This window comes from Cellulomonas gilvus ATCC 13127 (assembly GCF_000218545.1).
GTDB classification, from domain to species: Bacteria; Actinomycetota; Actinomycetes; order Actinomycetales; family Cellulomonadaceae; genus Cellulomonas; species Cellulomonas gilvus.
Genome location: NC_015671.1, coordinates 2,009,783 through 2,036,116 on the forward strand (window position 1 = coordinate 2,009,783; position 26,334 = coordinate 2,036,116).

The following is a 26,334-nucleotide window of genomic DNA, read 5'->3' on the forward strand; positions in this document are numbered from 1 at the left end:
CGGCAGCGTGCGACCGTGTCGGACGCGCGGTGCACAATGGTCGCCACTCCAGGTCAGCAGCCACGTCGGGACGAGGAGAGGCGAGCGGATGACGGTGGGCACGAGCACGCGGCGCAAGGACTGGGTCGCCCAGGGCGGCCAGTACGAGTACCGGGTCCTGACGCTGCCGCGCTCCACGAGCCGCAACGACGCACGTCGCATGCTCACCGAGGAGGCCGAGTACGGCCGCTGGGAGCTCGCGCGCTCGGTGGTCTACGTGGGTGGCGAGCGGCGTGTGTGGCTGCGCCGCAAGGTGCTGCGCGTGCGCAGCACGCTCGACGACTGACCTCAGCAGGTCGCGAGCAGCCGGTCCAGCACGCGTGTGCCGAACCGCAGCGCGTCGGTCGAGACGCGCTCGTCGACGCCGTGGAACATGCCCGCGAAGTCGAGGTCGGCGGGCAGGCGCAGCGGCGCGAAACCGTAGCCCGTGATGCCGAGCAGCGAGAGCGACTTGTTGTCGGTGCCGCCCGAGAGCGTGTACGGCAGCACCGCGGCCCCCGGGTCCTCCGCGAGCAGCGCATCCGTCATCGCGTCGACCAGCGCACCGCTCGTGGGCGCCTCGAGCGCGACGTCGTGGTGGACGTGCTCGATCCGCACGTGCGGGCCGGCGAGCTCGGCGATCGTGGCGCGGAACTCGTCCTCGTGGCCGGGCAGGAAGCGCCCGTCGACCACGCCGACCGCCTCGCCCGGGATCACGTTCGCCTTGTAGCCCGCGGTCAGCTGCGAGGGGTTGCTCGTGTGCCGCAGCGTCGCGCCCACGAACCGGCCCGCCGAGCCCAGGGCCGCGACGAGCGCGTCGATGCCGGCCTCGTCCTCCTCGTCGAACGGCAGGCCCGTCAGGTCAGCGACGCCCTCGAGCAGTGCCCGGACCGTGGGCGTCAGCTGCAGCGGCCAGGAGTGACGGCCGATCCGCGCAACCGCCTCGGCCAGGTGCGTCACGGCGTTGTCGGGCGTCACCTGGCTGCCGTGGCCCGCGCGGCCGCCCGCGACCAGCCGCAGCCAGGACAGCCCCTTCTCGGCGGTCTGCAGCAGGTACGCACGGCGCCCGCCCACCTCGACCGAGAACCCCCCGACCTCGCTGATCGCCTCGGTCGCGCCCTCGAACAGCTCCGGGCGGTGGTCCACCGACCAGCGTGCCCCATACGTGCCGCCCGCCTCCTCGTCGGCGAACATCGCGACGACGACGTCCCGGGCGGGCCGCCGGCCCTCGCGGGCCATCTGCCGCACGACGGACAGGATCATCGCGTCCATGTCCTTCATGTCCACCGCGCCGCGGCCCCACAGCAGCGTCTCGTCCTCATGCCCGGCGAACGGGTCCACGGTCCAGTCCTCGGCGCGTGCGGGCACCACGTCGAGGTGGCCGTGCAGCACGAGCGCGGGCCGCGACGGGTCCGCCCCGGGCAGGCGGACGACGACGTTCGCCCGGCCCGGGCTCGACTCGTACAGCACCGGGTCCAGGCCCACGTCGCTCAGCAGTCCCGCGGTGTACTCGGCCGCGGCGCGCTCCCCCGGGCCCTCGTTGTCGCCGTAGTTCGACGTGTCGATGCGGATCAGGTCGCGGCAGATGTCGACGACCTCGTCGGCGGCGGTGGGACCGGTGGCGGCGGCTGGCTGGGACATCCGTCCACCGTACCGGCGGGTCAGGGCGCGGTGGCGGCCGTCAGTCCTCGCCGCACCAGGAGCGGCTCGATCTGCGGGTCGCGTCCGCGCAGGTCGCGGAACGCCTGCATCGGGTCCACCGACCCGCCACGTGCGAGCAGGCGGGTGCGGAACGCGTCACCGTTCTCGCGCCGCAGGCCGCCGTTCTCGCGGAACCACTCGACCGTGTCCGCGTCCAGCACCTCGGACCAGATGTAGGAGTAGTACCCGGCCGAGTAGCCCGACGAGAACACGTGGTTGAAGTACGCGCTGCGGTACCGCGGCGGGACGGGCGCGAAGTCGACGCCCGCGGCGGCCAGCGCGGCCGCCTCGAACGGCTCGACCTGCTCGGGGTCGGTGGGCACCTCGTCGGGCGCCAACCGGTACCAGGCCTGGTCCAGCAGCGCGGCCGCGAGGTACTCGGTCGTCTTGAACCCCTCCCCGTCCTGCCGCCCCGCGAGCAGCGTGTCCACCCACTGCGCCGGCATCGGCTCACCCGTCACGTGGTGCACCGCGAACGCCTGCACCACCGACGGCTCCCACGCCCAGATCTCGTTGACCTGAGACGGGTACTCCACGAAGTCCCGCGGCACCTCGGTGCCCGACTGCGACGGGTAGCGCACCGCCGAGAGCAGACCGTGCAGCGCGTGCCCGAACTCGTGGAACAACGTGATGACCTCGTCCCACGCCAGGAGCGTGGGCTCGCCGTCCGGGGGCTTCGGGATGTTGAGGTTGTTCACGACGACGGGCGGCTCACCCAGCAGCGTCGACTGGTCCACCAGGTTGTTCATCCACGCGCCGCCGCGCTTGGCGTCGCGCGTCCAGTAGTCGGCGAGGAACAGCCCCAGGCCGCTGCCGTCGGTGTCGAACACCTCGAACACGCGCACGTCCGGGTGGTAGCCCACCAGGTCGTGGCGCTCGGCGAACGTGAGCCCGTACAGCGCGGTCGCGGCGCGGAACACCCCGTCCGCCAGGACGCGCTCGAGCTCGAGGTACGGGCGCAGCGCGGTCTCGTCGATCGAGCGCACGCGCGCGCGGACCTGTTCGGCGTAGTACGCCCAGTCCCACGGCTCGAGCGTCGCGCCGGGGTGGTCCTGCTGCAGCGCGGCGGCGAGCTCGACCGCCTCGGCGCGCGCGTTGGCCACGGCCGCGGGCGCGAGCCGCTCGAGGATGTCGGCCACGGCCCGCGCGGAGCCCGCGGTGGCATCGGCGGCCACGTAGTCCGCGTGGTGCTCGTAGCCGAGCAGCTGTGCCCGTTCGGCGCGCAGGCGCGCCAGGTCGAGCAGCAGCGCGCGTGAGTCGTGCGCACCGCCGAGCCCGCGGGACGCCGACGCCCGGAACAGCCGCTCCCGCACGCCGCGGTCGCGCAGCGTGGTGAGCTGCGGCTGACCCGTGGGCAGCTGCAGCTCCAGGAGCCACGCACCCTCGTGCCCGCGTGCCGCGGCGGCACGGGCGGCGGCCGCACGCGCGTCGTCGGGCAGCCCGTCGAGCTCGGCCTCGTCGGTCACCAGCACGGCCGCCTCGTTCTGCGCGGCCAGCACCTCGCGGCCGAACACGGTCTGCAGACGCGTGATCTCGGCGTTCAGCTCACGCAGGCGGTCCTGCGCGGCCGCGTCGAGCCGGACGCCCGCACGCACGAACCTCGTCAGCGCGCGGTGCAGCAGCCACGCCGTGTCGGGCTCGAGCGTGAGCGCACCCGAGCGCGCCTGCGCGTCGAGCGACTCGAGGCGCGCGAACAGGCGAGCGTCGAGGTGGATCGCGTCGAGGTGCGCCGCGAGCTGCGGGGCCACGGTCTCCTCGATCGCATCGAGCTCCGGTGTGGAGTCGGCGCTGGACTGGTTGAAGAACGCCGTGAGCACGCGGTGCAGCAGTCGGCCCGCGCGCTCGAGCGCCACCAGCGTGTTCTCGACCGTGGGCTCCGCGGGGTCGCTCGCGATCGCCTCCACCTGGGCCCGGTGCTCGGCGAAGCCCGCCTCGATCGCGGGCAGGTAGTGCTCGGTGCGGATGCGCGCGTAGTCGGGCAGCCCGTACGGCAGGGTGGACGGTGCGGCGAACGGGTTCTCGGCGTCGAGGGTGGTGCGGCTCATGCGCGCATCATCGCGCACGCACGGGTGCGCTACCCGGTGACCCGCTCGGGCGGCTGGATGACGATCGCGCTGCTGGTCGCGCCCGCGGCGCGCGCCGCGTCGACCACGAGCTCGACGTCCACGAGCGGACCCTCGACGAGCACAGGCTGTCCCTGCGCGGCATCGCCCGACCAGCTCACCGCCGCCTCCTCGGGCGGCCGGAACGCGACGCCGCGCGGCACGTGCACCACACCTGCGGCGCGCACGCCCAGGTCCTCGGCCCGCCGGACCACGACCCCGGACACGGCCGCGAGCCGGTCCACCGCGCGCACCAGCTCGCGCTGTCGTCGCTCGGTGGTGCGGAACGTCACGACGACGAGCCCCACCTCGTCGTCGGCGTCACCCGTGGCCAGCGAGTCGAAGCTGATGCCGCGTGTCGCGAACACCGCGGTGACCGCGGCGACCGTGCCGGGGCGATTGGTGCCCCGGACGAACGTGACCCACCGCTCGTCGGGTGCGGTGGTGGTGCGGTCGGGCGTCACGGCAGGTCCCCCGTCGTCTCGTCCAGCCACGGGCGCGTCGCCCGCTCGATGCGGCCCGCGACCGCGGCCAGGCGCCGCTCCTCGTCGTCCGCCAGGTCCGGCAGGAGCACGCGCGTCCACCCCTCGGGGCCCAGCACCACGGGCACGCCCAGCACGCCGCGCACCGGCTCCCCCGCGAGCTCGACCTCGCCGTCGAGCGCGACCTGTCCCGCGACCACGATGTCGCGGCCGTCGAGCACGGTCTCGATGAGGTCGATCGTCGCGCTCGCCGTGCCCGCCGCGGTCTTGGCGCCGCTCTGCTGCGTCATCCAGGGCCGCGCCGCCACGCGGATGTCCGGTGGCCACGTGTCGACCAGCGAGAACGCGGCTCCGATGTCGTCGACCGCGGTGCGGGACAGCGCGGTCTTGGCCGCCGCGATCTCGTCGTCGTAGGAGTCCAGGGTCCGGTCCCCGCGCACGCGGGCGACCGCCGAGCGACGCTCGCCCACGTCCAGGCCCGCGATGCGCACGGTCGACCACAGCGGCACCAGGTCGTCGCCGTGCTGCCCGACGGCGAACCCCGAGACGCGGTGGCGTCGCACCCCGATCGCCGAGGCGATCTCGCGCCGGAACCGCAACGTGTCCAGCCACGCGCCCATGCCGATCACGCGGTGCCGGCCCAGCGCGCGCTGCATGATCGCGACTCCGAGCTCGACCGGGTTCGACACGACGATCACGACCTCCCGGCCCGACCCGTGCCGCGCGAGCGCATCCGCGTAGCCGGTGAAGACCCGCGCGTTGTCGCGTGCGAGCGAGCGCCGGTCCACGGGGACCCCCGGCTCGGTGCCCGCGGTGCGGCCCGCGGCGACCACGACCACGTCGGCGACCACGTCCGACGGGTCGAGCGCGACGTCGAGCAGCGGCGCATGCTCGTCGTACGCGTCCACCAGGTCCACCGCGAGGCCGTGCGTGGCCCGGCCCGAGCGACCGTCGGGCCGACCCACGAGCTGCAGCCGGGACGTGGGCGGCAGCACGCGCCGCTCCACGAGCTGCGTGCAGACCTGCCGGCCCACGTCCCCTGTCGCACCCAGCACCGCCACGTCCATGCCGTGAGCCTAGGCACGCCCGCGTTGCGTGCGTGTGACGAACGTCAGGGGCTCACCGGGCCGCGAGCGCATCCGCCACGCTGATCGACGAGAACCCGTGCGCCTCCGCGACGGCCGCGCTCACCAGGCGGCCGCCCTGCGTGGTCAGGCCCGCCGCGAGCGCCGGGTCGTCCGCGACCGCGGCGCGCCAGCCGCGGTCCGCGAGCGCGTGCACGTACGGCAGCGTGACGTTGGTCAGCGCGCGCGTCGCGGTCACGGGGACGGCGCCGGGCATGTTCGCCACGCAGTAGAAGACGCACCCTTCGACGACGAACGTCGGCTCGTCGTGCGTCGTCGGACGCGTGGACTCGAAGCAGCCACCCTGGTCCACGGCGACGTCGACGAGCACGGAGCCCGGCCGCATGCGGGCGACGAGCGCGTCGGGCACGAGGCTCGGGGCGCGCGCGCCGGGCACCAGGACGGCGCCGATCACCAGGTCCGCGTCGGCGACCTCGGCCTCGAGCACCCACTGGTTGGAGGCGAGCGTGCGCACGCGCCCGCCGAAGTGCGCGTCGAGCTCGCGCAGGCGCGTCATGGACAGGTCCAGCACGGTCACGTCGGCGCGCATGCCGACCGCGATGTCGGCGGCGTGCCGCCCCACGGTGCCCGCGCCGAGCACGACGACGCGCGCGGGGTCCACGCCGGGGACGCCGCCGAGGAGACGCCCCGCGCCACCCTCGTTGCGCATGAGGTGGTAGGCGCCCACCTGCGTGGCCAGGCGGCCCGCGACCTCGCTCATCGGCGCCAGCAGCGGGAGCGTGCCGTCGGGCAGCTGCACGGTCTCGTAGGCGATCGCGGTGGTCCCGGCGGCCAGGAGCGCGTCGGTCGCGGGCCGGTCCGCGGCGAGGTGCAGGTAGGTGAACAGCACCAGGTCGTCGCGCAGGTGCGCGAACTCGGCGGGCGTCGGCTCCTTGACCTTGCACACCAGGTCCGCCTGACCCCACGCGGTGGCCGCGTCCGGCACCACCTGAGCGCCCGCGGCGCGGTACTCGTCGTCTGAGATCGCCGAACCCGTCCCCGCGTCGCGCTCCACCAGGACGCGGTGCCCTGCGCTGACCAGGTGATGCACGCCCGCGGGGGTGAGCGCGACGCGGTACTCGCGGTTCTTCGTCTCCTTGGGCACTGCGACGATCATCGGCGTCTCCGTTCGTCGTGCCGGGCGGGGGTGGGCCCGTGCGGTGCGCGGGTCGCCGGGTCGCGGCTACCCACGCGCACAGCATCGCGCGGCGGGACGCGGCGCGCAGGGGCAGGATCGCCCCGTGTTCCGCAAGCAGCGTGCCGACGCCCCCGCCGGGTTCTTCCGCTGCGAGGCCGCGGGTCTGGCGTGGTTGCGCGCGGCGGGTGCCGTCCCGGTGGTGCGGGTGCTGGACGCGGCCGACGACCACCTGGACCTCGAGCGCCTCACGCCCGTGCCGCCCACGCGTGCGGCCGCCGCCGCGTTCGGGCGGGGGCTCGCGCGGCTGCACGCGGCGGGTGCTCCTGCGTTCGGGAGCCCGGCGCCGGGGTGGGTGGGCGACGGCTGGTTCGGGCCGCTGGACCACCCGCTGCCGCTGGCCTCGGGGTCCTGGGACCGGTGGGGCGAGCTGCTCGCCGAGGGGCGGCTGCGGCCCCTGGGCTCTGCGCTGCGCGGCGTGGTCCCGCAGGCGACGCTCGATGCGCTCGCGCGCGTCGCCGACCAGGCCGAGGCCGGGCGGTGGGACGACGACGAGCCACCCGCACGCCTGCACGGCGACCTGTGGGCGGGCAACGTGCTGTGGACCTCGCTCGGCGCCACGCTGATCGACCCCGCGGCGCACGGCGGGCACCGGGAGACCGACCTGGCGATGCTCGCGCTGTTCGGCTTCCCGTTCCTCGACGACGTGCTGCGGGGCTACCAGGACGAGCACCCGCTGCGCGCCGGGTGGCAGCGGCGCACCACGGTGCACCAGGTGTTCCCCGTGGGCGTGCACGCGCTGCTGTTCGGCGGGCCGTACGTGGCGCAGCTCGCCCGCCTGCTCGCGCCGCTCGCCTGATCGTTCTCACGCGGCTCCCAGGTGAGTCCCGGCGTCCGCCCAGGTGAGCGCGCCAGGGTGGCGCTGCCATCACTGCCACGGCCGCGCAGCACGCCGCGGCCGCTCGACGCCGAGGAGCAGGTCGACCGCCATGAGCTACGCCAGGTCCGCGAAGAACAAGGCCGCGCGCAAGGAGCGCCGCGCAGCCGACCGCCGGCTCGCGGCGATCGAGCGCGCCCGTCGGGTCCGCCGGGCGCGGCTGCGTCGTCTGGGCCTGCGGGTCGGCGCGGTCGTGGGGTGCGCGGCCGTCGTCGGCGGCGTCGTCGTGACCGCGCAGGCGCGTGCCCGTGCGGACGCGACGGGTCCGGCGAACATGGCCTCGGACGGCATCCTGCTCACCGGTGACGGCACCGCGCTGACCGCGACGCGCACCGCGGCCCTCGGGCCGGACGACTCACCCGTGGCCACCGTGTCCGACGCCGCGAGCGGCGTGCTGCCGGTGACGGTGTACGTCGACTACCGCGACCCGCTGGCCGCGACGTTCTGGTCGATGAACGCCGCCCAGGTGGAGAGCTGGGTCACGGGCGGGTACGCGACGCTCGAGATCCATCCCCTCGCGCTGCTCGACGGCGCGGACGTGCTGCAGACGCCGATCCCGACGCCCGCCCCGACGTCCAGTGCCACCGCCGGACCCACGGACGCCCCGTCCGCCGGCCCGAGCACGGCACCGACCGAGGCACCGGCCGACGACGCCACGCCGCTCGCGACGTCGGGTGACTACTCCGCGCGCGCCGCGGGCGCCGTCGCGTGCGTCGCGCAGCACGCCCCGGACTCGGTGCTCGCGGTGCACTCGGCGCTCGAGGCCGCGGTCGCGACGCTCGACGCGGACGGGTTGTCGGACGACGAGCTCGTCGGTCTGGTGACCGGCGCGGGCGTGACCGACGCCGCCGTCGCGTCGTGCATCACCGATCACGAGTACACCGACTGGGCGCGTCAGGTGACCGCGCGCGCCGCCGAGTCGGTCCCGTTCACGCAGGTCGGGGCGGTCTCGTCGTCCCCCGTGGTGCTGATCGACGGCCGCCCGTACACGGGCGACCTGGCGGACCCGGACGCGTTCGCCGCGTTCCTCACCGACGTGTTCACGTCGCTGGACGCCGAGGGCACCGTGGACCCGACACCCACGCCGGAGTCGACCGCCACGCCGACGTCCTGAAGGTCAGGTGGTGGCGCCGCCGTCCTCGACGTGCGCGACCTCGTCGACCGGCTTGACCTCGTCGTCCACGGCGTCGGCACCCATCGGCGGGTCGACCGTGCGCAGGTGGGAGAACACGGCCCACGCGACCGCCACGAGCGGCACCGAGACGACCGCGCCCAGGATCCCGGCGGTGAGCGTGCCCGTGGTCACCGCGAGCGCGACCACCACGGGGTGGATCGAGACCTGCTTGCCCATGACCAGGGGCTGCAGCACGTGCCCCTCGAACTGGCCGATGAGCGCGATGCCCACCCCGACGGTCACGGCGGACCAGAAGCCGTTGGCCGCGAGCGCGACGACCATCGCGATCACCATCGCGGACGGCGCACCGATGAGCGGGATGAACGCGCCGATGAACACCAGCACCGCGAGCGGCGCGGCCAGCGGCACGCCCAGGACCATGAGGAACGCGAACGCGAGCATCCCGTCCGTGACCGCGATGATGACCGTGCCGCGCGTGTAGCCGGAGAACGTGTACCAGCCCGCGCCACCCGCATCGACCCAGCTCTGCCGGACGCGTGCCGGGAGCTGGTTGACGAACCAGGTCCACATCTCCTCACCGCGGGCCAGGAAGAACACCGTGCAGAAGATGGCCAGGGCGAGCGCGGTGAACACCTCGACCACCGAGCCGGCACTCGCCGCGGCCTGCCCCACCAGGTCGCCCGCGTGGTCCTGCACCCACTGCTGCGCGTCGCCGATCCAGCTGGCGATCTGCTCGCTGGTGATCGTGAACGGCAGCTTGCCGCTCTCCAGGAAGTCGGTGATCTGCGTGAGTCCGTCGCTGAACTGGACGGACAGGTCCTCCCACTCGTTGGCCACGGAGATGCCCACGTACGTGAGCAGCCCCGCGAAGAACACGAACCCCGCCAGGATCGCGACCGCGGTGGCGACGAACCGCGGCAGCACCTTGCCGAGCAGGTTCACCAGCGGTCGCAGCACCGCGGTGAACACCAGACCCAGGAACACCGCGATGAACAGCAGCTGGACCTGCGCGGTCGCGTAGAACACCAGGCCGACCGCGATCACGCACACGATCAGGCGCCACGAGACACCCGCGAACATGCGCAGCCACTGCGGTGCGTCGTGCTCGGGGGTGGGACCGGCGGGGGTGCGGCGCGCCCCGGCGACGCGCCGCGGCGGCGGCACGTACGGCGCGGCGGTCCGCTCACCCGCGTCGGTCATGACGTCCCCCGTCCCGGGCGCACGCCCCGTCCTCGGTCCCGACGACCGCCGTGGCTCACGACGACGTCGCTGGTCACAGGCGCGCACCCGTGGTGCGGCCGGCTCTCCCCCGAGTCTGCCCCCGGGACCGGATGCATGCCGCACCGACGCACCGTGCTATCTTTTCTGCCGCACCGCGGGGCGCCTTCGGGTTCCCGCGACGCCCACCTGTCCGGGTGGCGGAATGGCAGACGCGCTAGCTTGAGGTGCTAGTGCCCGAAAGGGCGTGGGGGTTCAAGTCCCCCTCCGGACACACAGTTTGGGGATGGGTCCCGGGATTGTGAGCCAACTCACAATCCCGTTCCTCCCGCGGGAACCGATTCGCCCGAATCCGTTTGCGAACCTCCCGGCACGTTCCTCGCCGTGCCCCTCTCTACGGCTCTCGCACTCAGCATCGGCGCCAACCGCGCCCGCAGTTCGCAGCCCACGCAGCGAAGTGCCTTCGTCCCTTCGCCGGCCCCCGTGCTTCGTGCGCCCGCGCGGGTTGCCGAGCAGACGCACCGGTTCGTCAGTCTCGACGCGTCAGGCCGCCTCACCGACGCCGCGACCTGGGCCGCCGCTGGTTGGGCACCTGGCACCACGGTGACCGTGACCCGAAGCGCCGACCACCTCACACTGCGCACAGGTCCCGGCACCCACGCCGTCACGCTCGACGCACGGGGCCGTGCGCCGCTACCCCGAGCGCTGCGTTCTTGCCTCGGCTGGACAGCGCCTGGAACGCCGCTCATCGCCACCTCGTCCGCGGGCGTCGTCGTTATGCGCTCGCCTGCCGTACTCGACCTCGACCTGAACCCGGAGCTCTGACGATGACCGCCACGAAGTCTCAGAACGTCGCCACTGTCCTCGCGGTTCTGGCCAGCCTCGGACTGGACCCCGCCGACCTTCTGGCTGCACCGCCGCCCGCGACGGCGCGGGAAGTCCTCACGGTCAGCGAGTACCTGGCGACAGTCCGCATCGCCGCCTCGACCAAGAGTCTGCGCACCTACGCGAGCTACTGGCGCAAGCTTGAGGCGTTCCTCGGGACCCGCCGTCTCGATGCTGTGACAGCAACCGACGTGGAGGCCTTCGCGAACCACTGCCAGGCCACCGCGGTCAAGCGTGCCAACAGCACTGAGGGCACGGGCGCCGCGCGCAACGCCCGCGCGGCCGCCCGCTTCGTGTGGAGCCGTGCAGTGCGTGACGGCTTGGTCGTCGATGACCCTGCCGCGAAGGTCAAGCAGGTGCGCCGTACGCCGAAGTTGCGCCGAGCACTCGACGCCGCCGAACTGGACGCTCTTGCCACCGTCGCCACCAGTTCCGGCGACGACGTCGAGCTTGACGGTCTGCTTGTGCGCTTCCACTGGGAGACCGGAGCGCGCCGGGGTGGCGCCATCTCGCTCACGGTCGGCGCCATCGACGCCGACCGCTCCACCGTTCGTCTCCTGGAGAAGGGCTCAAAGTGGCGCGAGGTCCCGGTCACGAACGCCTTGCTCACAGCGCTGCTGGACCACGCGACCGAGCGCGGCGGCGCGCTGACGTCCACGTCGCCGGTGTTCTGCTTGCGCCCGCGAAGAAACGGAGGGCATCGGCCGCTGACCCGACGCCGCTACAACACCATCGCCGAGCGCTGGCACAAGGCGCTGCCGTGGGCTGAGGCTCTGGGCGTCTCGATGCACTGGGTCAGGCACACTGCACTGACGGAGACCGAGCGCTGCGCTGGCGAGGCGGTCGCCGCCCTGCTCGCCGGTCACACGGGGACCACGACGACTTCGGGCTACACGGTGGCGACTCTCGCCGAAGTCGCCGAGGCGCTTCACCAGCGCACTGGATTTCGGCATCCGCTGTGCGATTGCCAGAGCGGCGGTCGGGCTCAGTCCTCGGTGGCCTCAGCGCCGCGCTCGGCCTCTTCGTGAGCGGTCCACGCCGTCATCCGATGGTGGAAGGCGACGAAGTCCGCGAACTCGTCCTCGAACGTCTCGAAGTCGGGTCCGTCATCGGGCTCTTCGGACTTCCGGTGGGGGTGACGGCTCGCCGTTGAGTTGAGTGCGGGGCTGATGGGTCGAGGCCCCCGAGGATCAGAGGCGACCAAGCACTCTGCTCTTCTCGAGGACCTCGACGGTGTCCAACGCTACGGGCTGCCCTGGCGCGCCCACGACTGACCCCTGCTCGCGATGCGATCTGTTGCTCGGCCTGGACGGTGTCCATGTTGAGCACGTCGAACGCGGCCCGACGACTCTGACGGTGAGCGTCTCAACCCCGTGGCAGCTGATGGGCTGCCCGGCGTGCGGGGTCGTGGCCGTCGGGCATGGCCGTCGAGTGCGTCGCCTGCACGACGTGCCCGGTGTGGTGCCCGTCGTGGTGCTGTGGCGGCAGCGGACCTGGCGCTGCCCGGACGCCGGCTGTCCGGTCGGGCTGTTCGTCGAGCAGCTGCCCCTGTTGGTCGCGCCGCGCGGGTCGCTGACCTGCCGGGCCGTGACCTGGGCGATCAGGCAGCTGCGCTTCGAGCACGCCGCGATCGCGGGGCTAGCCCGCCAGTTGGGGACCACCTGGAAGACGCTGTGGCGGGCGGTGCGCCCCCGACTGATCGAGCTCGCCGACGACGGTGAACGCTTGGCGGGTGTGGCCACGCTCGGGGTCGACGAGCACGTGTGGCACCACACCCCGCACAAGGCCACCACGAAGGGCCCCACGATGCTGACCGGGATGGTCGACCTGACCCGTGACCAGGACGGGAACACCCACGCCCGGCTGCTGGACCTGGTCCCGGGCCGCTCCGGGACGGTGTTCGCGGACTGGCTCAAGGCCCGCACCGACGCCTTCCGTGACGGCGTCCAGGTCGCCACCTTGGACCCGTTCCGCGGCTATGCGAACGCGCTGCGTGACGAGCTCGCCGAGGCGACCCCGGTGCTGGACGCGTTCCACGTCGTCAAGCTCGCCGGCGCCGCGATGGACGAGGTCCGCCGCCGGGTCCAACAGGACACCCTCGGGCACCGCGGGCACAAGAACGACCCGCTCTACCGGGTCCGCAACATCCTGCGCGCCAGCGCCGACCACCTCACGGGCCGCCAGTGGGAACGGCTCGTCGACTGCCTGAACCGCGGCGACCCGAACGACGAGGTCTTCCTCGCCTGGCAGTGCTACCAGCAGGTCCGCGCCGCCTACGCCCACCGCGACCTGAGCGCCGGCAAGAAGATCGCCGAGAAGGCACTGGCATCCTTCGCCTCCTGCCCGATCCCCGAGATCGCCCGCCTGGGCCGGACCCTGCGGCAATGGAGCCAGACGCTGCTGAGCTACTTCACCACCGACCGCTCCAGCAACGGCGGGACCGAGGCCATCAACGGGATCATCGAGCTCCACCGCCGCATCGCCCGCGGCTACCGCAACCGCGACAACTACCGACTACGCATGCTCCTGGTCTGCGGCGGACTCGACATCACGCCCCCACCGGAAGTCCGATGAGCCCGTCATCGTCGGTGGTGGGTCCTCCGGTCATAGGACGGAAGGGTAAGGGCGCAACACTCGATGTCTGAAAGGCCCGGGGAACACGCGAGGCGCCCACAGCCGCGCGGACGGGGCGCGCCCTGCGTCGCAACTCGGGTGACCGCCGCCATCCATCTGCGCGCTGAATCTGATTGGTAGGGGCATCTGCGTGGCAGAGGTAGCGACCCCTCTTTGCTGGCTACGCCACTACCGGCTACACGGTCGCGGTGGCGCATTCAGCCGCTGCGACCCTACATCTCCGGCGAGCACGGACGGCGAGGTTCGGATGCTCCCCACATCGACAGAGCCCCGCTACTCCGCGTAGGGCAGGTCCAGGTGGGCCGCGTTCATCATCCGCTCGTACGAGGCAAGCCACTCGCGGAGCGTCTCGGCAACTTCGACAGCGCCGTGACGGGCGTCTTCGGACCCGTTGAGCTGAAGTTCCTGCACCAGTTCCTCAGCCGCCCGCGTGGCGATGTACAGCGTGTCGCCCTGGACGAGCAGCGCCGGTTGGCGGCGCGAACTGCGCAAGATAAGCGCGGCGCCGGGCTCCTCGCCGAGAAGCGTCAGTTCGGTCACGAGCCTGTCCGTTCGGCCGCGAGTCGAGTCACAGCCAGCAGGCAACCACGTCGACCATCTGAACGTGATGCGACACGCGCATCTCGTCGCACTGCTGCTCAGGCGACTCGGCTCCTCCTGAGCTCGGCCTTCAGAGCTGAAGGCCACGATGCGAGGAACTCCGCGGTTTCCTCCGGGAAGGCGCCCGCGTGCTCGACGAAAGAGACTTGGACCGCGTTCCTGCACGCATCGTCACCGCAACGCAGCGCCAAGTCGATGAACGCGAGCAAGCGCCCTTCAACCTCGCTCTCTCCGGCGTGGAAGAGCCGGGTCGCGGTCCTCAGCAGGTCGGGCATCAGCACGTGGAGCAGCAGTTCCCCGTTGTCGTCAAGGTGCTCGCGCACCTCGGGGCCCACCTCCGGCACAGCCGCCAGGAGCTGCTCCAGGAACGTGCCCTGCTCGACCGCTCTTCCAAGTGCCACACGGCCATCTTCGCAGAGCGTTGTCCGAGTTCGTCGCCATCTCAGAACCACGGCACGGGCGTCAGCACGCGGGGCCTCCAGCCGGCGTAGCCGGGCTTGCCCGGCTACGCGCGCGAAGCGCGGCACCGGCTGGGGGTGCGTGCTGGCGCCCGTGCCGTGGCCGGCGCCAGCCGGCCCTTGGTAAGACATCGCGGAGTTTGCTTCCGCTCCGGCAGGCGTGGTGAATCAGCGCCAGTCAGGCGGTGTATCGAGCGGGTCGAACCAGCTGGAAGCGGGTTCCCCGGGCAGGCCCGTGGGTGGTTGTGCACCCCCGTAGAAGCGCTCCTGGTAGTGGTCCCCGTCCCAAGTGAGTGCGAGCCCGAGGACCCGGCCCGAAGGCGTGGCGCGCCAGTACGCGACAGCCTGACCGTCAGACGCGAGGCGAGTCTCAATGTCGGGGTCGGCAGGCAGGCCTCGCTTCGTGAAGTCCTTCTCGGTGTAGACCGCGCCCACGAGGTCCCCCCGGAACCGACCTCCCTGTCGGTGCCATCCCATCGCGGCGGTCTGGAGCAGACGCAGCACGTCGCGGGTCTCAGCGAACTGGCGGTCGTCCACGCGGCGGCCTCGTGCATCGGTGTCTTGGCTTCCGGCGTTGGCGGTTTGGCGAGCGACTCGGCGGGCGTCGGCGAGTTCGCGTGAGTGCGGTAGCGCCCAGTGGACGACAGCGTCGATGACGGACCAGGTCTTCGCAGAGTTGGCGCGCGTGTCGTACGCGAGTTCGCGACCGTGAAGAATCCCGTGTCGGGACAGACTGCCCCCAGCCTGGGTGGTTGGTACGTTCTCGCTGTAGGCCGCCTGCAGCGCGGCCATACACGCCTCGATGCCGGCCAGGTCCAGCGGGTTGACCACGTCCGCCTTGATGCTCTGCCGCTTCGTGAAGTACTTCTTGCCCTCGGTCACGTCAATGACGATGCCCTCGATTTGGGCCAGGAGGATTGGCACCGAGGCGTCGTACCGCCCCGCAAGATGGTGCTCGGCGGCACGGTCGAGCAGGCGCGCACGCTCGCGAAACAAGGCGCTCCACTCCTCGTCCGCGGCCGCCATGGACCGTACGCGCTGACCGACCCTCTGGACGCGCCACGCATCGTCGCCGTCCCATTGCCCGGCGAGTAGGTCATCGCCCTCGCCGGCACGGCCCGCGCGGACAGCGGCGACCGCAGCGTTGACGACCTCCGACTTCATGTTCATGACGGCCCAGCCGCGGGGGACCAACACGCTGACCGCGGCCTCGATGGAATCCATGAGCGCCGTCTGCTTCGCCCCGAGCTCGACCAGCCCTTCCCACGACGCGTCCAGGCTCTGACCCAACAGCTGAACCCAGCCAGGTGCTCGGCCCGCCAGGGCCGCCGCGTCGAGCAGCGCCCGTCGAGACCCGTCCGGGTCGGCGGCGTCCCACACCTGCTCGCGAATGCTCTTGCTCGTCACAGGCGGATGGTCCCAGACAACACCGACATCCGAAGGGGTCTGCTGCACGAGTAGGTGACGCATGACCCGTGGTGCCGGGAGGCGCCGCTCGAAGGATTCGCACCGTGCCCAGGCCCTACCCGATGGAGTTCCGCAGGGACGTCGTGGCGATTCGCCCGATGTGGTGAGGCTCCGAACAAGCAGATCGCGGCGGACTTCGGGATTGCCGAGTCGTGTCTGCGCAGCTGGCCGCGTGACGCCGATGTCGAGGACGGCAACCGGCCCGGCGTGACCCGGACGGAGTCGGCCGGGCTGGGTGAGGCGAACCGGCGCATCGGGCTGCTGGAGCAGGAGAACGAGATCCTGCGCCGCGCCGCGGCGTACCTGCCGCAGGCGCATCTGCCGGGAGAGGGCTCTACCCGCTCGTGAGAGAACTCGCCGTCCCCCGTCGCGGTGACGTGCCGGGTCCTCAAGCTCGCCAGACAGCCCTACGACCGCTCGCTCGCTGCACCCGTCGGCGCCCCGGTGTGCGGGCGGCCGACCGAGGGGCTTCCCGGTGATCTCGCCGCTGTCGGCAACCGATTCATCAGAGGCGCGACCGGGCTCCCAGGCGGTGGCTACTGACTAGAGTTCTTCTCGCCAGCTAACACCCCGGGATACGGGAGGCTCTATGTCCAGGAGATCGACAGCCCCGGACAACTCCTCAGTTGGTACAAGAACACGCCTGGACCGAACGGCCTGATCGAGACCAAAGTGGTGCCCTATGCGCCCTCACCTCGCTGCACTACTCGATCGCGCTCTTGGCGGCGATCCCGGGGCCGTCACGCTCATGAGCCGATTCGATCACACTGCACTGGTGGAGGCACAGTCCGCAGCACGGCAACCCCTGGTCGTGACCAGGGAAGCGACTGTGGAGGTCCTTCGCGGTCTGCTCGACCATCGCTTCGCGCCATTGGCCGTTCAGGCGTGGGCGTCGCTCATGCGGTGGGGCTTCATCGCTCGCCCCGAGGCACGAGGGCCGATTGAGCCAATCGAGATTGAGTTTGACGAAGCGTGCGAGGAATTGATCTCGGAGATCTTGTCAAGGCTGGACGAGCTTGAGGACGTGATCGACGGGGAGGTCACGAGCGGCGAGATCCTTGAACTCCTCCAGCTCCTGGGCGAGCCGTAGGTTACTGAAGCCGAACGCGGTGCCGCGCAGGTGCTCGAGGCGTCCGTTGATCGCCTCGGTCGGGCGTTCGACGTGTCGGATTGCTCGAAGTCCGGAGACGTGGGGATGAGAACGGACAAGGAGGCGGATCGTCCAGGGGGCGCGGCCTCCAGCGGATCCCGGCCGGCCTTGCTCGACGCGGATGGCACGCCGCTACCCCGCGGCGCCGCTCTCCAGGAACGGCTGGTACATCAGGCGGCCTTCGTTGACCGCGAGGAGCTCGTCCGCCACCTCCACGCCGGCGAGGTCGAAGACGCGCCGCCGCAGGACGTTGCGGCGGGTGAAGACGCCGGGCAGGTCGTTGGTCATCACGTGCGCGGCCTCGTACACCTCGTAGGTGTGCTGCGGCGGCTGGTCGCTGGTCCACGCCCCGGCCAGGTCCGTCCGCTCGACGCCGAGGGACAGCCGGAACGTCGCGATCGTGCGGTTCTCGATCTGCAGGTCGAGCACCGGCCACGAGCACGTCGCGCCGCTGCCGAACGGCTGCGTGCGGCCGTTGTCGGGGAAGACGTCGTACGTGTGCCGCCACCGCTCCACGACCGTCAACGGCGAGTGCACGGTCATCCAGTACAGGAGGTTGGTCATCTGGCACAGCCCGCCGCCGACGGCCTCGTCGACCTGCCCCTGCCGCAGGACCAGGCCGTCCTTGAACCCGCGCCGGTAGGTCGGTTTGCCGACCAGCCGCCAGAACGACATCCGCTGCCCCGGCCGCAGCACCAGGCCGTCCAGCCGCCCGGCGGCGATGACCAGGTTGACCGCCTTGTTCTCCTGCAGGCGGCGGTCCACACCGGCGAGCTCGCGGAAGATCGGCGTCCGGTGGGCCGCGACGTGGTGGGCGAACCCGTCCGGCTCGGCCCGGTCCGGGTGCGCGACGACGCCGTCCTGCCGCCACTGCCGCTCCCGACGCAACCGCCGGACCGATGGCCCGGCTGACTCCCGCACCCGCTCCCGTACCCGCTCGCGCACCCCTGCCATGCCGTCACGGTAGACCGCCGCGCGACGCTCCGGTGGGCGTTCTCCCACGACCGCTGTGCGCTCCCTGACCGCCGACCTGGCGGACAAGTACCAGGTCGGCGGAGGGAGGGCGGGGAGGGTGGCGTGGGCGAATACGCTGTGCGGCGATGATCACTCGTGCCGAAGCGGCGTACCTGGGCGCCGTCCGGGCCTTCCAGAACCCGATGCTGGACCTGCTCCACAAGCGGCACGCCCCCCTCGTCGTCTCGCTGCTGTCGGTGCTGTTCACCGCGGAGCGCCCGACCGTGCCGGTCGCCGACGCGCACACCGAGGTCGGTGACGCGCTGGACCAGCTCCGGGCCGCGGGTCACCAGGACGGGCTGCCGGTCGGCAGCGCGCGCGACCTGTGCCGCCAGTGGGCGGACGCGGGCTGGCTGGTGCGGCAGGTGCTCGACGACGACGTCGAGGTGTACCGCCTGTCCGCGCACGCGGTGGGTGCGCTCGAGGTCGCGGGGCGTGCGGGCGGCGCCCGGGCGCGCGTCTCGCAGTCGCGCGTACGCACGGTGCTGGACGCGGTGGGCCGCCTCGCACACGACGCGGACCCGGACGTCCTGGTGCGCATGGCGCGGCTCGACGCGGAGATCCGGCGCCTGCAGGACGAGCTGGCCCGCCTGCAGCGCACCGGCACGGTCGAGCCCGTCGACGACGAGGAGCTGCTCGAGCAGGCGGAGAACGTGGTGCACCTGGTGCGCGAGCTGCCTGCGGACTTCGCGCGCGTCGCGGAGTCGATCAAGGCGATGCAGCGGGACGTGGTGAGCGCGCTGCGGCAGGACGAGCGCCCGACGGGCGAGATCCTGCGCGAGTACCTGGCGCGCGGTGAGCACGTCATGGAGTCCACGGTCGAGGGCCGCGCGTTCTCCGGTGCGCTGCGCCTGATCGGGGATCCGCAGCGGCTCGACGAGATCGCCGACCAGCTGGACGTCGTGCTGCGGCACCGGTTCGCGCAGCGCCTGCCCGCCGCGCAGCGCACGGAGCTGAGCGAGGTGGTGCGGCGCATCGAGCAGGGGCTCGACCAGGTGTTCACCGCGCAGCGCGAGGCGTCGTACGTGATCACCGGCCAGGTCCGGCACCACGACCCGCTGCGGGACCGGCAGGTGGACGAGCTGCTGCGCGAGGTCATGACCGGCCTGCAGACGTGGCTGCCGGACGCGCGACGCGGCCAGGCGGTGGACCCGCTGCGCCGCCTGCCGGTCGCGGAGGTCGAGCACCTGCGCCAGACCGCGGGCGACCTGCGTCCTCCGCAGGCTCCGGCCGCGCTGCCGGACTGGGCCGACGACGAGCCCGACGTGTCCACCGACGAGGCCCGCGCATGGGGCGGTCCGCACTACGCCGAGCTGGACGCGCACCTGGCCGCGCACGCCGACGAGTCCGGCACCGCGGACGTCGCGCGCGCGTTCAACGCCGCACCCGACGCGCTCCGCCGGCCCGTGGACCTCCTGGGGCTCCTCGAGATCGCGCACCAGCGCGGCATGACCGAGACCGACGAGCTCGCGTTCGTCGACGCCGTCCGGCCCGACGGGAGCCGGCGACGGTTCGCGTTCGGGGCCGTCACCACCACGACGAAGGACCCCGCGCATGAGTGAGACCACGGTCGAGGAGGGCTTCATCGCCCCCGTGCCCATGGAGGAGGACCCGTCCGAGCTGTTCGCGGGCGACTCGGGCACGCTCGACGCGGACGTGCGGCGCGTGCTGGTGCGGCTGCTGCAGCGGCGGTTCCTGACCGCCGACCGCAACCGCGCGCAGTGGCGCACGCTCCTGGAGAACCAGCAGGTGATCGAGTCGCGCCTGCACGACCTGTTCGTGCACCTGGTGGTCGACCACGAGCGCGGCATCGCCTACAAGAAGCAGGTGCGCTCCGCCGAGCTCGACGTGCCCGTGCTGCTGCGCGACGAGGCGTACACGCGCGCCGAGACGCTGGTGCTGGTGCACCTGCGCACCGTGTTCCAGCGTGAGCAGGGCGCGGGCGAGACCTCGGTGCGCGTGGACGTCGAGGAGCTCGAGCAGACCGCGCTGACGTATTTCGACCCCGACGACACGAACGTGGCCGGCCACCAGCGCGAGATCCGCGCCGCGGTGGCCCGGCTGGCCAAGGAGGGCCTCATCGAGGAGGAGTCGCAGGGCCGGTACCGGGTCACGCCGCTGGTGGAGGTGGTGCTCAGCAACGAGCGCCTGACCGAGCTGCGCGCGTGGCTGCGCACGCAGCAGCCCGCCGGCACGGAGGCCGGCCGATGACCATGGTCGACACGCTGTTCGGGCTGGTCCCGGCCGCGTCCACGGGTCAGCAGTGGATCGCCCGGGACCTGCAGCTGGTCAACTGGGGCGGGTACGACGGGCACCACCGGATCCGCCTGGCGTCCACCGCGACGCTGCTGTCCGGCGGCTCCGGCTCGGGCAAGTCCACGCTGATGGACGCGTACATCGCGCTGCTCATGCCGCACACCACGCCGTTCAACGGCGCGTCCAACGGCGGTGTCGTCGGGCGTCCGCGCGGCAAGGACCAGCGCAACATCCTGTCCTACGCGCGCGGCAAGCTCGACGAGTCCCGCACGCAGGACGGCACGCGGCAGCGCGTGCTGCGCGGCGACGGTCGTGACACGTGGTCGGCGATCGCCATGACGTGGGTGGACCAGGCGGGCACCGAGCTCACGGGTGTCCGGGCCTGGTACGTGCCGTCCGCCGCGCGGCTGCTCGACGACGTCGTGCCCGTGCGCGCGACGTGCGACTCCGCGTTCGACCTGCGCGAGCTGGAGGCGGCGGCCGGCCAGCGGTTCTCCCGGCCCGCCGTGGCAGCCGCCGGCCTGACGCCGTTCGACACCGACCGCGACTTCACGGCGCGGCTGTACTCGACGCTGGGGATCGGCGCGTCGGGTGACGGCAGCAAGGCCGTCGCGCTCCTCGGCCGCATCCAGGCCGGTCAGCAGATCACCACGGTGGACGCGCTGTACAAGGCCATGGTGCTCGAGGAGCCCGACACGTTCGCGACGGCCGACGCCGTGGTCGAGCAGTTCGACAAGCTCACCGGCACGCGTGAGCAGATGATCACCGCGCGTCAGCAGGTCAAGGCGCTCGAGCCGATCCGTGGGTTCCGCGACGCGATCGAGCAGGGTGCGGAGCGGCTGCGCGTCATCGAGGCGATCGGGTCGTTCGAGGACCGCACCTCCCCGGCCGCGCTGTGGCGGCACGCGCGCCGCCTGGACCTGCTGCGCGCGGTCGAGGCGGACCTGCAGCGCCGCCAGCGTCACGCGCGCGGGCTCGCGGCCGAGACCGAGGCACGGATCTCCGCCGCGAAGGCGGAGCTGGACGGCGTGCGCGAGACGCTGTGGGCGTCGGGCGGCGACCGGCTCGCCACCGCGCAGCGCGAGATGCGCGGTGCGCAGGCACGTCTCGACGAGGTCGCGCGCGCTCGTCGTCGGCTCGACGAGACGCTGGCCGACGCGTTGGGCGAGGCCGTCACCACCGAGGCCGAGCTGGACCGTCTCGTCGCACGCGCGCGCGCCGCGCTGGACGACGCGGACGCCAAGGCCACCGCACGGCAGGCGCTGTTCGACGCGATGTCGGAGAAGAAGGAGGCCGCCGCGGACCTGGCGGACCTGCGCGCCGACCGTGACGCCGTCGCGCGCCGCCGCGACAACATCCCCGGCGACCTGCACGCCGCACGCGCGGCGCTGGCGAAGGCCGCCGGGCTGACGCCCGAGGAGCTCCCGTTCGTCGCCGAGCTCGTCGAGGTCCGCACCGAGCACGAGCCGTGGCGCGACGCGTTCAACCTGGCGCTCGGCGGCTTCGCGACGCGCGTGCTGCTGGACGTCGCGCACCTGGGTGCGTTCCGCAAGGCCATCGACGCGGTGCCCACGGCACGGCGCATCCGGTTCCAGGGCGTACCCACCGGCGTCCGGGACGACGTCGCTCTCGACGCGCGCACGCTGCCCGGCCGGCTCGACTACCGCAGCGGGCCGTTCACCGGCTGGCTGCGCGGCGAGCTGGCCAGCCGGTTCGCCTACCAGTGCGTGGACACCCCCGGCGAGCTGTCGCAGCACGCCAAGGCGCTGACGCGCTCGGGGCAGGTGTCCGACGGCACGCAGGGCTCGCACGGCGGGTCGGGCGGAGCCAACGTCCTGGGCTTCACCAACACGCGCCGGCTGGCGCACCTCGACCAGCAGATCGCGCGCGCGCAGGAGCGGCTGGCGCTCGCCGAGGCGCAGGTGCTGGAGGCCGAACGGCGCATCGACCGGCACGACGCCGCGCAGCGCGCGTACGCCGCGCTGGTCGAGGTCACCTGGGAGCAGGTCGACGTCGCCGCGGTCGAGGCCGAGCAGGAGCGCTGGGCGCAGGTCATCGACGGCGTGACCGCCGGGAGCCCGGAGATCACGAGCCTGCAGACGCGCGCCACCGAGCTCGACGTCACCATCCAGGTGCTCGCCGAGGAGCTCGGCCGCACCAAGGGCGAGGCGCGCACGCTGGCCGAGCAGTGGTCCGCGACGACCGACGACGTGGACGCCGCGCAGCTCGCGCTCGACGACGCGCAGTCGGCGGGCACGCTCGTCGACCCCGCGACCACCGCCTACCTGGACGGGCTGCTCACCAGCGGCTCCGAGCACGCGACCGGCGCACCCGTCGGCCCGGTCGACGCGCTCGCGGCCTTCGACGCCGTGCTCGCGCGCGCCGGCGAGCACCTGCGCGCCGACCGGCAGGCCGCGCAGCAGGCCGTCGCGACCGCACGCGACGCGCTGCGCCGCACGTTCGAGACGTTCGTCGAGCGCTGGCCCGACCCGAACCTCGGCACCGACCCGGACGCGTCCTACAACGACTTCGCCCGGATCCTGGCCGAGCTCGAGACCAGCGGCCTGCACGAGCTCGAGGCCGAGTGGCGCAAGAGCCTGCTGCGGCTGTCCGGCAACGACCTGGCGGACCTGCACAGCGCCCTGGCGCGGTCGGTGCGCGAGATCAAGGAGCGCATCCGCCCGGTCAACGACATCCTCGAGGACCTGCCGTTCGCCGACGACGAGCACCGCCTGCGCATCGACGCGCGCGACACGCAGTCGACCGTCGTCGCGCGGTTCCGCAAGGAGCTGCGGGACCTGCGTGAGGTCCTGGCCACCGATGCGACCGACGCCGAGCGCGAACGCCGCTACCTGCGCATGGCACGCGTGATCGACCGGATCCGACGCACCGCACCCGACTTCGCCGACCTGGTGGACGTGCGCCGGCACGTGCGGCTGTCCGCCGAGAAGGTCGACCTCGAGGGCAACCACGTGGCGCTGTACGACCACATCGGCGAGAAGTCCGGCGGCGAGTCGCAGGAGCTCGTCGCTTTCATCGTCGGCGCCGCGCTGCGCTACCAGCTCGGCGACGCGGGCGCGCCCCGCCCTCGCTACGCGCCCGTGTTCCTCGACGAGGCGCTCATCAAGGCCGACGCGCGCTTCACCGGCCGGGCCGTCGGGGCCTGGCGCGGGCTGGGCTTCCAGCTGGTCATCGGCGCACCGAACGACAAGTTCGGCGCGCTCGAGCCCCACGTGGACCTCAAGTACGTCGTGCTCAAGGACACCGCTGGCCGCTCCCGCACCAAGCCCGTCGCCGGCGTCCCCGACGACGCGGCGGGACCCGCCTGATCAGGACGGGGCGACCAGCTCGAGGATCCGCTTGGCGAGCGTGCACCGGTCCGAGTCGGGCGACCCGAACCGGCCCTGCTCCAGGTTCTCCCGCACGACCTCACCGAGCGCGATCGTCGTGGGCGCCGCCGGAGCAGACCGTGCGATCGTCTGTGCCACCCGGAGGCCGTGGAACTGCTCGAACGCGCTGCGGGGATGCGCGATCGCAGCCTCCGCGACGCGCGGGCTCGCCGCCGCGGGTGCTCCGACCATCATCGCCAGGGCCATCGCGCGGCCGGCCTCGTCGCCCTGGTCGAAGCCCCGCTCCAGGGTCGCGAGCGACGGCGCCACGCGCCGCGCCTCCTCCTCCCAGTCGTGCATCTGGCGTTCGAGCTCGATGGTCCGCTGCCACCCCGGGGGCGTGGCACGCACCTGCTTGAACCGCAGTGCCGCGGGTGAGGAGCTCGACAGCAGGTCGATCGCCTCGTCGCGCAGCTCCGCAGCCAGCTCGGGCTGCCCGGCCTCCTCGAGACTCGCCGCGGTCGCCAGCTTCTCCCGGACCTCCGCCAGCTCGACCTTGACCCCCGCCGCCTCGAACGCCTTGATCCGGTCGAAGACACCGCCGATCACGGCGAGCGCCACCCCGGCCGCGATGAGCGCCGCCGCACCCGCGCCGTTCTCCGTGACGAACACCGCGACGGCACCCACCGCCAGGGTCGCCACACCGAGCACCGCTGCCGTCACCCGCAGCGCCAGCTGCGCACCGGACCCACGCGTGCCGCGACCACCGTCCGGCGTCGACGTCGTCATGCCGCCCCCTTCGTCGTGAACCCGACCCCTTCCTGCCACGGTGCGGCGCGGCTGTCCAGGGGGTCGGCACCCGCGGCGCCGGTTCGCCCAGAGGGAACACGGTGTCCACGGACGGGGCGCGGACGTACGTTCGGCGCATGACCTTTCCCGTGCGCATCGGCGTCCAGCTCCAGCCCCAGCACGCCGACTACGCCCAGATCCGTGACGCGGTGCGCCGCGCCGAGGACCTCGGCGTCGACGTGATCTTCAACTGGGACCACTTCTTCCCGCTCAGCGGCGACCCCGACGGCAAGCACTTCGAGTGCTGGACGATGCTCGCGGCGTGGGCCGAGCAGACCGAGCGCGTCGAGATCGGCGCGCTGGTGACCTGCAACTCCTACCGCAACCCCGAGCTCCTCGCGGACATGGCCCGCACGGTCGACCACATCAGCGGCGGCCGCCTGATCCTGGGCATCGGTGCCGGCTGGTTCGAGAAGGACTACGACGAGTTCGGCTACGAGTTCGGCACCGCGGGCAGCCGCATCGCCGACCTGGCCGACGCGCTGCCGCGCATCAAGGCGCGCTGGGCGGCGTCCAACCCGGCGCCCACCCGCGAGATCCCGATCCTGATCGGCGGCGGTGGCGAGCGCAAGACGCTGCGGGTCGTGGCCGAGCACGCGCACGCGTGGCACTCGTTCGGCGACGCGCCGACGCTCACGCGCAAGAGCGCGATCCTCGACGAGCACGGTGCGGCCGTCGGCCGCGACACCGCGACCCTCGTCGAGCGTTCGGTCGCCGTCTCCGCGCCACCCGCCGAGCAGGCCGCGGCGTTCCTCGACGCCGGCGCGACGCTCCTGACCGTCGGCACGTCCGGCCCGGACTACGACCTGTCGCTCGCCGCGCAGTGGGTGGCGTGGCGGGACGCGCAGCGCTGAGCCGACCACGGGGCGGGCGGCTCACGGCCACGGTCGCGGCCTGTCCTACAGTCACGTGCTCGTGAGCACGCCCGCCCCCACCTCCGCGCCCGTCCGGGTCGGCATCGTCGTCACCGACTCCTACCCCGCGGAGGACCTCGACCACGACACCGCGCCCGTCGTCGCCGGTCTGCGTGCCCGCGGGATCGACGCCGAGGCCACCGTGTGGCACGACGACACCGTGGACTGGAGCGCGTACACGCTCCTGGTGCTGCGCAGCCCGTGGGACTACCCGGAGCGGTACGACGAGTTCCTCGCCTGGCTCACGCACGTCGAGCAGGTCACGCACGTGCTGAACCCGCCCGCCCTGGTGCGGTGGAACCTCGACAAGCGCTACCTCGCCCAGCTCGCCGACCTCGGCGTGGGCGTGGTGCCCACCACGTACCGCACGTCCGTCGACGACGTCCGCGCGGACCTGGCCGCGTTCGCCGCGGACGCGCACGTGGTGCTCAAGCCCACCGTCTCGGCCGGCTCACGCGACACCGGCCTGTTCCGCGCCGACGACCCGCGCGCGCTCGACCTGGCCGCGCGGATCGTCGGGTCGGGCGGCGTCGTGATGGTGCAGCCTGAGATCCCCGAGCTGTCCGCCGGCCGCGAGAAGTCGCTGTACCTCGTCGACGGCGAGCCGAGCCACGCGATCGCCAAGGGTGCGCTGCTCGCACCCGGCGGCGGGCTCATCGGCGGCGTCTACCAGGAGCACCCCGAACCGGTGGCCTCCACCGACGACGAGGACCGGTTCGCGCGCGGCGTCCTGGCCGCCGTCCAGCAGGCCACGGGCCTGGGCATGCCGCTGTACGCGCGCATCGACCTGGTCGACTCCGCCGAGCACGGCCTGGTGCTGCTCGAGGCCGAGCTGTTCGAGCCGGCGCTGAACCTGCACGTCGCCCCCGCGGCCGTCACCGACCTGGTGGTCTCGGCGATCGAGCACCGCACCCGCTGACCGCCGG

At 72.8% G+C, this 26,334-nt stretch carries 23 protein-coding genes and 1 tRNA gene; 13 read left to right on the plus strand and 11 right to left on the minus strand.

Annotated elements, in window-relative coordinates:
• The first annotated feature begins 88 nt into the window (after window positions 1-88).
• The gene (locus tag CELGI_RS09335) at window positions 89-325 is read left to right on the plus strand and encodes a DUF5703 family protein (RefSeq protein WP_013883878.1); all 237 of its coding nucleotides are present in this window, start codon (window positions 89-91) and stop codon (window positions 323-325) included.
• Between the two features lie 2 nt (window positions 326-327).
• Here CELGI_RS09335 and CELGI_RS09340 read toward each other — a convergent pair whose 3' ends face one another.
• The 5 genes from CELGI_RS09340 to ald are packed head-to-tail and all read right to left on the minus strand — an operon-like array spanning window position 328 to window position 6,544.
• Window positions 328-1,659 carry a M20/M25/M40 family metallo-hydrolase gene (locus CELGI_RS09340; RefSeq protein ID WP_013883879.1) on the minus strand — a complete coding sequence of 444 codons (1,332 nt, stop codon included), beginning with the start codon at window positions 1,657-1,659 and terminating at the stop codon, window positions 328-330.
• Between the two features lie 20 nt (window positions 1,660-1,679).
• On the minus strand, window positions 1,680-3,764 hold the full coding sequence (locus CELGI_RS09345) for a M3 family metallopeptidase (protein WP_013883880.1): 2,085 nt from the start codon (window positions 3,762-3,764) through the stop codon (window positions 1,680-1,682).
• Window positions 3,765-3,793: 29 nt separating this feature from the next.
• On the minus strand, window positions 3,794-4,285 hold the full coding sequence (locus CELGI_RS09350; RefSeq protein ID WP_041574167.1) for an ACT domain-containing protein: 492 nt from the start codon (window positions 4,283-4,285) through the stop codon (window positions 3,794-3,796).
• Complete coding sequence (locus CELGI_RS09355; RefSeq protein WP_013883881.1) at window positions 4,282-5,370, minus strand: lactate/malate family dehydrogenase; 1,089 nt, start codon at window positions 5,368-5,370, stop codon at window positions 4,282-4,284. Before CELGI_RS09355 ends, CELGI_RS09350 begins: the two co-directional genes overlap by 4 nt.
• A gap of 52 nt (window positions 5,371-5,422) precedes the next feature.
• Window positions 5,423-6,544 (minus strand): alanine dehydrogenase, encoded by a 1,122-nt coding sequence (ald, locus tag CELGI_RS09360; protein ID WP_013883882.1) that lies wholly within the window; start codon window positions 6,542-6,544, stop codon window positions 5,423-5,425.
• A 124-nt stretch (window positions 6,545-6,668) separates the two neighbouring features.
• On the opposite strand from ald, the gene CELGI_RS09365 reads away from it, so the two are divergent.
• Window positions 6,669-7,421, plus strand: coding sequence for a fructosamine kinase family protein (locus CELGI_RS09365; RefSeq protein WP_013883883.1), 753 nt, complete (start codon window positions 6,669-6,671; stop codon window positions 7,419-7,421).
• Window positions 7,422-7,551: 130 nt separating this feature from the next.
• Entirely contained in the window at window positions 7,552-8,613 is a 1,062-nt protein-coding gene (locus tag CELGI_RS16510; RefSeq protein ID WP_013883884.1) for a DsbA family protein, read from the plus strand.
• 3 nt (window positions 8,614-8,616) lie between these two features.
• Here CELGI_RS16510 and CELGI_RS09375 read toward each other — a convergent pair whose 3' ends face one another.
• The gene (locus CELGI_RS09375; RefSeq protein WP_013883885.1) at window positions 8,617-9,834 is read right to left on the minus strand and encodes an AI-2E family transporter; all 1,218 of its coding nucleotides are present in this window, start codon (window positions 9,832-9,834) and stop codon (window positions 8,617-8,619) included.
• A gap of 209 nt (window positions 9,835-10,043) precedes the next feature.
• Here CELGI_RS09375 and CELGI_RS09380 point away from each other — a divergent pair.
• The 3 genes from CELGI_RS09380 (at window position 10,044) to CELGI_RS09390 (ending at window position 13,311) form a co-directional block, all read left to right on the plus strand.
• A tRNA-Leu gene (locus CELGI_RS09380) sits at window positions 10,044-10,126 on the plus strand.
• Between the two features lie 553 nt (window positions 10,127-10,679).
• Window positions 10,680-11,765, plus strand: a complete 1,086-nt coding sequence (locus CELGI_RS09385; RefSeq protein ID WP_013883886.1) for a tyrosine-type recombinase/integrase — start codon at window positions 10,680-10,682, stop codon at window positions 11,763-11,765.
• A 205-nt stretch (window positions 11,766-11,970) separates the two neighbouring features.
• Window positions 11,971-13,311 (plus strand): ISL3 family transposase, encoded by a 1,341-nt coding sequence (locus CELGI_RS09390; RefSeq protein WP_456064307.1) that lies wholly within the window; start codon window positions 11,971-11,973, stop codon window positions 13,309-13,311.
• A gap of 333 nt (window positions 13,312-13,644) precedes the next feature.
• Here CELGI_RS09390 and CELGI_RS09395 read toward each other — a convergent pair whose 3' ends face one another.
• From CELGI_RS09395 to CELGI_RS09405, 3 genes are all read right to left on the minus strand, one after another.
• Window positions 13,645-13,911, minus strand: coding sequence for a DUF6959 family protein (locus tag CELGI_RS09395; RefSeq protein ID WP_013883888.1), 267 nt, complete (start codon window positions 13,909-13,911; stop codon window positions 13,645-13,647).
• Window positions 13,912-14,009: 98 nt separating this feature from the next.
• Window positions 14,010-14,372, minus strand: a complete 363-nt coding sequence (locus tag CELGI_RS09400) for a DUF7674 family protein (RefSeq protein ID WP_013883889.1) — start codon at window positions 14,370-14,372, stop codon at window positions 14,010-14,012.
• Between the two features lie 225 nt (window positions 14,373-14,597).
• On the minus strand, window positions 14,598-15,836 hold the full coding sequence (locus tag CELGI_RS09405) for a hypothetical protein (protein WP_013883890.1): 1,239 nt from the start codon (window positions 15,834-15,836) through the stop codon (window positions 14,598-14,600).
• Between the two features lie 267 nt (window positions 15,837-16,103).
• Between CELGI_RS09405 and CELGI_RS17360 the strand changes: the two genes are divergently transcribed.
• Window positions 16,104-16,244, plus strand: coding sequence for a hypothetical protein (locus CELGI_RS17360; RefSeq protein ID WP_169315145.1), 141 nt, complete (start codon window positions 16,104-16,106; stop codon window positions 16,242-16,244).
• A gap of 427 nt (window positions 16,245-16,671) precedes the next feature.
• Window positions 16,672-16,986 carry a hypothetical protein gene (locus CELGI_RS09415; protein WP_150104709.1) on the plus strand — a complete coding sequence of 105 codons (315 nt, stop codon included), beginning with the start codon at window positions 16,672-16,674 and terminating at the stop codon, window positions 16,984-16,986.
• Between the two features lie 192 nt (window positions 16,987-17,178).
• On the opposite strand, the gene CELGI_RS09420 is transcribed toward CELGI_RS09415, so the two are convergent.
• A complete protein-coding gene (locus CELGI_RS09420) occupies window positions 17,179-18,000 on the minus strand; it encodes a VanW family protein (RefSeq protein ID WP_013883891.1) in 822 nt (273 codons plus the stop codon).
• Between the two features lie 146 nt (window positions 18,001-18,146).
• Between CELGI_RS09420 and CELGI_RS09425 the strand changes: the two genes are divergently transcribed.
• The 3 genes from CELGI_RS09425 to CELGI_RS09435 are packed head-to-tail and all read left to right on the plus strand — an operon-like array spanning window position 18,147 to window position 23,645.
• Window positions 18,147-19,622, plus strand: coding sequence for a DUF3375 domain-containing protein (locus CELGI_RS09425; protein WP_013883892.1), 1,476 nt, complete (start codon window positions 18,147-18,149; stop codon window positions 19,620-19,622).
• The gene (locus tag CELGI_RS09430; protein ID WP_013883893.1) at window positions 19,615-20,271 is read left to right on the plus strand and encodes a DUF4194 domain-containing protein; all 657 of its coding nucleotides are present in this window, start codon (window positions 19,615-19,617) and stop codon (window positions 20,269-20,271) included. The genes CELGI_RS09425 and CELGI_RS09430 overlap by 8 nt, the downstream gene beginning before the upstream one ends.
• Window positions 20,268-23,645, plus strand: a complete 3,378-nt coding sequence (locus CELGI_RS09435; protein ID WP_013883894.1) for an ATP-binding protein — start codon at window positions 20,268-20,270, stop codon at window positions 23,643-23,645. The genes CELGI_RS09430 and CELGI_RS09435 overlap by 4 nt, the downstream gene beginning before the upstream one ends.
• On the opposite strand, the gene CELGI_RS16515 is transcribed toward CELGI_RS09435, so the two are convergent.
• Window positions 23,646-24,434, minus strand: coding sequence for a hypothetical protein (locus tag CELGI_RS16515; protein ID WP_013883895.1), 789 nt, complete (start codon window positions 24,432-24,434; stop codon window positions 23,646-23,648).
• Window positions 24,435-24,571: 137 nt separating this feature from the next.
• Here CELGI_RS16515 and CELGI_RS09445 point away from each other — a divergent pair, with 137 nt between their 5' ends.
• Window positions 24,572-25,348 (plus strand): LLM class F420-dependent oxidoreductase, encoded by a 777-nt coding sequence (locus tag CELGI_RS09445; protein WP_041574169.1) that lies wholly within the window; start codon window positions 24,572-24,574, stop codon window positions 25,346-25,348.
• 55 nt (window positions 25,349-25,403) lie between these two features.
• The gene (locus CELGI_RS09450; protein WP_013883897.1) at window positions 25,404-26,327 is read left to right on the plus strand and encodes an ATP-grasp domain-containing protein; all 924 of its coding nucleotides are present in this window, start codon (window positions 25,404-25,406) and stop codon (window positions 26,325-26,327) included.
• The last annotated feature ends 7 nt before the right edge of the window (window positions 26,328-26,334 follow it).